The organism is Ectobacillus sp. (assembly GCF_056992975.1).
Genome location: NZ_JBXKMX010000233.1, coordinates 1 through 4,058, shown reverse-complemented (window position 1 = coordinate 4,058; position 4,058 = coordinate 1). Strand labels below are relative to the sequence as shown.

The 4,058-nt window shown below is 44.3% G+C and carries 5 protein-coding genes; 4 read left to right on the top strand and 1 reads right to left on the bottom strand.

Annotation, left to right across the window (positions count from 1 at the left end; translation table 11 throughout):
* A partial coding sequence (locus AC11ZT_RS10820; protein ID WP_484059601.1) for a hypothetical protein occupies window positions 1-253 on the top strand: 253 nt, incomplete at its 5' end.
* 213 nt (window positions 254-466) lie between these two features.
* On the opposite strand, the gene map is transcribed toward AC11ZT_RS10820, so the two are convergent.
* Window positions 467-1,210, bottom strand: coding sequence for a type I methionyl aminopeptidase (map, locus tag AC11ZT_RS10815; protein ID WP_484059600.1), 744 nt, complete (start codon window positions 1,208-1,210; stop codon window positions 467-469).
* Between the two features lie 162 nt (window positions 1,211-1,372).
* Here map and AC11ZT_RS10810 point away from each other — a divergent pair, with 162 nt between their 5' ends.
* The 3 genes from AC11ZT_RS10810 to AC11ZT_RS10800 form a co-directional block, all read left to right on the top strand.
* The gene (locus AC11ZT_RS10810) at window positions 1,373-2,269 is read left to right on the top strand and encodes an ABC transporter ATP-binding protein (protein ID WP_484059599.1); all 897 of its coding nucleotides are present in this window, start codon (window positions 1,373-1,375) and stop codon (window positions 2,267-2,269) included.
* A complete protein-coding gene (locus AC11ZT_RS10805; protein WP_484059598.1) occupies window positions 2,266-3,000 on the top strand; it encodes an ABC transporter permease in 735 nt (244 codons plus the stop codon). The genes AC11ZT_RS10810 and AC11ZT_RS10805 overlap by 4 nt, the downstream gene beginning before the upstream one ends.
* On the top strand, window positions 3,001-4,058 hold a 1,058-nt coding region (locus tag AC11ZT_RS10800), incomplete at its 3' end, for a histidine kinase (RefSeq protein ID WP_484059597.1). It abuts the gene before it with no gap.

Here is a 4,058-nt window from a genome sequence, read left to right as displayed (position 1 = left end):
AAAAGGGGCAAATACGAGCGGAAGGCAAGGGGAAAGCCGTCTTACGAGCGAATCAGAAGGAAATGTGATCGGAAACCCCATAGATGCGATCGAAAAAATAGAAGATGCGATCGGAAAAGGGGTAAATACGAGCGGAAGGCAAGGGGAAAGCCGTTTTACGATCGAATCAGAAGCAAATGTGATCGGAAACCCCGCGGATGCGATCGAAAAAGGGACAAATACGAGCGGAAAGATAGAAGAAGTGATCGGATAAAGGCGGTGCCCTAAGGTTTAACGGCGAAATGAGGAAGAATAACGGCGGAAACCGAGTATTTAACGGCGGATCGCCAGGATAGAAGAAAAAAAGAGAAGAGAAAGAAGAAAATAAAGGCGGTGCCCTAAGGTTTAACGGCGGAAACCGAGCATTTAACGGCGGTCCGACAAGATAGAAAAAAACGAACCCGCGAAGGATTCGTTTTTCTTCTACTTACAATTCCGTCAATACGATTGGTTCGCCTCTTGTTACGACAATGGTATGTTCACACTGTGCAACGGGGCTTCGGTCCGGTGTGACGAATGTCCAGCCATCCCCTGATTCCACGATGTACGTTGCTCCGTTTGCAACGAATGGTTCAACCGCTATGACGAGGCCATCTTTCAATAGCTTGTTATCTAATGGGTCAAAGTAATTGAGGACGTTCTCAGGTGCTTCGTGAAGGCTTTGACCGATACCGTGACCTGTTAAGTTTTCAATAATGGTAAGACCCTTTTTTCTTGCAGAGTTCATAACTGCGCGGCCGATTTGATTTTGTCTAGCGCCTGCTCTTGCCTTTTTAATGCCATCCCAAAATGCATCGACGGCTGCTTGACATAGTTTTTCTTTCAATTCATCGTGGCCGAGAACGAACGAAATACCTGTATCTGCATAGTATCCGTCAAGCGCTGCGGATACGTCGACATTTACGATATCGCCTTCTTGCAACACGCGATCTCCAGGCATGCCATGCGCTACTTCTTCGTTTACACTAATGCAAGTAACACCGGGAAAATCATACTCATGCATGGGGGCAGAGATGGCGCCGTGCTCATCCAAAACGCCTTTTCCGATTAAATCGAGTTCCTTCGTTGTCATACCGGGCTTTGCTTGCTTTTTCATTTCTTCACGTGCTAATGCCACGATCCGTCCAATTTTTCGTAATCCTTCTAAATCCTTCTCATCTTGAATAATCATTTTGACACTTCCTTCTCGTAGGTATCCTCACATGATAGTAACACTTTTCCTCATTTACTTCAAAAAAAATCATGACTATTGTCATCTTAATCCGGTGACATTCCTTACTGTTATGGAAAATGTACCCATCATAAAATAGAACTATAACCTGGAGGTGGGAACATGGAAAAGATAATTGAAGTGAAGCAGATTACAAAGCGGTTTAAGGATAAAGTTGCCGTGCAGAATGTTTCGTTTTCGATTGAAAAAGGAACAGTAACTGCAATTTTGGGTCCGAACGGTGCAGGGAAGACGACGATGATCTCGATGATGCTTGGTCTACTTACGCCCACAGAAGGAATGGTTGAGATGTTTGGTAAAAATCCAAAGGCTGTTCGCCAGCAGCTTGGAGCGATGCTGCAGGAGGTCAGTCATATGGATGAAGTAACGGTAGGAGAAACAATTGAACTGTTCCGTAGCTATTATGAAGCGCCCCTTCTAAAGGATGAGCTGCTGCGTCTTGCCGATTTAGAAGCAGAGGAGAAGAAAATGGCAGATAGCTTGTCGGGCGGGCAAAAACGCCGCCTCGGCTTTGCACTTGCTCTTACCGGAAACCCGGATATTCTCTTTTTAGATGAACCAACGGTAGGGATGGATATTACGTCGAGAAAGCATTTCTGGGATGAAATTCGACAGTTTGCAAAAGCAGGGAAGACGATTATTTTAACGACGCACTATTTGGAGGAAGCAGATCAATTAGCAGATCGCATTATATTATTTACAAACGGAAGCATTGTTGCGGATGGTACCCCTGAAGAGATGAAGGCGAGAATTACGAAGAAGTCTGTGACTGCATCGATGAAAGAGCCCATTCCGGTTTCCTTGCTTGCATCGTTTCCACATGTGTCTGATGTAGTAGTGAAAGGAACGCGCATTTCTTTCATGACGAACGATACGGATGCGGTACTGAGGGCCATATTTGAACGAAAATTAAACATTTACGATATCGATGTAGAGCGCGGTAAATTAGATGAGGCGTTTGAGCAAATTGTGGAAGAAACAAAGGAGGAGGTTATATGAATCCGATGATGATGCAATGTAAAGTGGAGGTAATGAGAACGTTTCGGAATAGAAGATTTATCTTTGCTTCCCTCGTGATGCCAATTTTATTTTATTACCTTTTTACGAATATGGTGACAGGGGGAAATGCAGATGCAACCTGGAAGGAACATTATCTCGTATCGATGGCTGCCTTTAGTGTCATCGGAACGGCTATCAATACGCTCGGGCTTCGGCTCGTTCAGGAAAATACACAAGGCTGGTCTCGTCTTATGCGAATTACGCCGCTCCCAAATGGGGTGTACGTGGCAGCAAAAATGATTGCACAGTCGCTTGTGAATGCCCTTTGTATTATTGTTGTGTTTGTAGCTGGGTTTTTGATTAATCACATTCAACTGAGCATGTGGCAATGGGTTTCAAGCTTTTTCTGGATTTTAATCGGTGCCATGCCATTTTTAGCTCTCGGGACGGTTATTGGGACGATGAAGAAAATTGACACTGCATCTGCGGTAGCAAATATTTTGTATTTAAGCATCTCTATGCTCGGCGGATTATGGATGCCTCTTGAAATTTTCCCAACTACGCTGCAAACAATTGGGAAGATTCTGCCGACATACTCATTTGGTAATGGTGCTTGGAATATCGTAGACGGAAAGGCACCAGATCCAGCTAACGCTGCTCTGTTGGCAGGATATCTCGTTGTATTCGTCGTATTATCCATCTATATAAGAAAAAGACAGGAAGCGGTGTAATTGGGAGAAAGGTTCAGATTGTTCCCGGAGAAGTATGGATATTTTCCGTATATATGGCTTATCTATCTCGTGTTTCCGATTCGATATTTAATGCTTGAAACGGATGTAAAAAGAATTGTCGGCTATTTGTTGCTGGCAATTTTTGTTGTGTCATATCGACAAGCGTATGCAACGACGAAAACCTTTGAAATCTGGCTATTGTTACACATTGGGATTATCTTTATCTATTCCACCTTTTACAATATTAATTATTTGTTTATGAATTTTTATGCTGCTTCTTTTATAAGTTACGCTCGCACGAAAACACGCTATTTACAGCTATATGCTATTTTTATCATAGCTGTCATTACGCCGTTTTTCTTTACACTGGATACATGGGTTAATCAAGATATTTATTATATGCTTCCCTTTATTGTGTTAATGATGGTGTTTCCTTTCGGGATGCGCATGCAGGTGAAGCGTCGGCAGCTTGAAAATGAACTGCATGCGGCAAACGCACAAATTAACGAGCTTGTGAAACGCGAGGAGCGGCAGCGAATTGCGAGGGATCTTCATGATACGCTCGGTCATACGCTATCACTGCTTACGTTAAAGGGCCAGCTCGTTGAACGAGTCGCAGCAAGGGATCCAGACCGTGCCAAGCAGGAGGCAAGGGAAATTCAAATGATTTCGCGCACTGCCCTTAAACATGTGCGGGAACTTATTGCGGATATGCGCAGTAGTTCGATTCAGGAGGAGATGGCTCAGGCAAAGGGAATCTTGCAGGCGGCAGGGATTACATGTACGTATGAAGAGGCAGGGGAGCAACAGCTTCCTTCGCTATTGCAAAATACGATAAGCATGTGCTTGCGTGAGGCTGTAACTAACGTTGTGAAGCATAGCAAGGCGTCCAGATGCGAGATAAAAATCGAACAGGAGAAGAGTCAAATATTACTTACGGTTAGCGACAACGGGATTGGGATTCAGGAGAACGACGGAGCAGGCAATGGGATGAAAGGGATGCAGGAGCGACTTAGTTTTCTAGATGGGACGCTGACTTGTTCTACAGGGGAAACCGG

Excerpts from the sequence above, each read along its gene's own strand:
- map (WP_484059600.1), bottom strand. The coding sequence starts at position 1,210 with ATGATTATTCAAGATGAGAAGGATTTAGAAGGATTACGAAAAATTGGA.
- AC11ZT_RS10805 (WP_484059598.1), top strand. The coding sequence starts at position 2,266 with ATGAATCCGATGATGATGCAATGTAAAGTGGAGGTAATGAGAACGTTT.
- AC11ZT_RS10810 (WP_484059599.1), top strand. The coding sequence starts at position 1,373 with ATGGAAAAGATAATTGAAGTGAAGCAGATTACAAAGCGGTTTAAGGAT.